This is a genomic window from Neisseria sp. P0021.S005, from assembly GCF_051956955.1.
Map to the genome: position 1 here is coordinate 1 of NZ_JBQCWY010000653.1, position 1,726 is coordinate 1,726.

Below are 1,726 nucleotides of genomic sequence, written 5' to 3' on the forward strand. Positions count from 1 at the left end.
AAGCCTTATTTTTTACTGGAAAGCTGGTCAAACAATCCGCCGTCGGCAAAGAATTTTTTCATGATTTCTTCCCACGGGCCAAATTTCTCATTCGGATTAAACGTCTCAATCTCAGGGAAATCGGCTTTGTGTTTCGCCAATACTTCGGCATTGCGCGGACGCAGATAAAGATTGGCGGCCAACTCTTGAGCCGGTTCGCTCCAGAGGTTTTGCAGATAGGCTTCGGCAGCGGAGCGTGTGCCTTTTTTGTCGACTACGCTGTCCACGACGGCAACCGGTGCTTCGGAAAGAATGGTGTAGCTCGGATAAACGATTTCAAACTGGTCTTGGGTCAGCTTTTTGCTGACGTAGTTGGCCTCATTTTCAAAGGTAACCAAGACATCGCCGATATTGCGTTGACTGAAGGTCGTCGTTGCCGCGCGACCGCCGTTTTCAAATACAGGCGTGTTTTTCAGCAATGCGGCCACAAAATCTTTGGTTTTGCCTTCATCGCCGTTATTCACTTTCAAACCATAACCGTACGCACCCAAAAAGGCGTAGCGGCCGTTGCCGGTGGTTTTCGGGTTCGCCAAAACGATTTGCACGCCGTCTTTGGCCAAATCGCCCCAGTCTTGGATGTGTTTTGGATTGCCTTTGCGTACCAAGAAAACGACGTTACTGGTATAAGGCACGGCATTGTCCGGCAGACGGGTGTTCCAATCGGCTTTGACCAAACCTTTTTTCACCAAAAGCTCGATATCGGAAGTCTGGTTCATGGTCACCACATCGGCAGCCAAACCATTGGCGACAGCCAAAGCCTGCTTGCTGGAGCCGCCGTGCGACTGTTGGACTTCAACCGTTGCACCGCCGTTTTTCGCAGCATATTCTTTAACAAACAAAGGATTGTATTCTTTATAAAAATCTCGTGCGACATCATAAGAGACGTTCAACAGCTTCACATTACCGCCCTTGCCTGCGGAAGCGGCATTGTCGGCAGATTGTTCGTTTTTGGGAGAGCAGGCACTCAACGCCAGCGCGGCGGTCAATGCGGCAAAAGAAAGGGTACGGATATTCATGGTCGGCTCCTATTAAAAGTATGGCGATACTTTATCGGGATCGGAGGCAAACGGGAAATAATGTTTGCTTTTGGGTTTATCAGTTTTGGTTATATAAACCGAGGCCGTCTGAAATCAAAAAATAATTATTTATAACTATAAAATCTAAACCATATTATTTACAAAGTTAATAAAAAAGAGTACCGTTCGTATTCGCCGAATCATTAGGCGTTTTATTCAATAATCGAAAGATGGAGTGTAGAAACTATGAAACAATGGATGCTTTTAGGATTGCTGGGATTGGGCGCAGTGGCACAGGCACACGATGTTTGGGTGGCCGCACCGACACATCAGCCTGCCGGCCAAATCCTGCATGCGGATTTGGGTTACAGCCATGACTTCCCCAATGTCGAAAAAATCGCCGACGACCGCGTGCATATTTTCAAACCGCTGCAATTGACCGACAGCTCAAAGAAAACCGTTGATTTGGTGAATAAGGGCGAAAACTATCAATACGTTTCCAAAGCCGCCCTGCCCGCAGGCTCCTACTGGGTCAGCGCGACCTACCAACCGACTTTCTGGTCGAAAAACCAAGACGGCTGGAAACAGCAAACCTTGAAACAGCTGGCCGGTGCCACCTATTGCGAACAATCGCAAATGTTCGGCAAGAGCTTTGTCCAAGTGGGCAACGG

The 1,726-nt window shown here is 48.3% G+C and carries 2 protein-coding genes; one reads left to right on the forward strand and one right to left on the reverse strand.

Annotated elements, in window-relative coordinates:
• Positions 1–5: 5 nt before the first annotated feature.
• Positions 6–1,049 (reverse strand): sulfate ABC transporter substrate-binding protein, encoded by a 1,044-nt coding sequence (locus ACTHUE_RS17950; protein WP_191620581.1) that lies wholly within the window; start codon positions 1,047–1,049, stop codon positions 6–8.
• Positions 1,050–1,301: 252 nt separating this feature from the next.
• Between ACTHUE_RS17950 and ACTHUE_RS17955 the strand changes: the two genes are divergently transcribed.
• The coding region (locus ACTHUE_RS17955; protein WP_440424096.1) for a DUF4198 domain-containing protein at positions 1,302–1,726 on the forward strand (425 nt) is incomplete at its 3' end.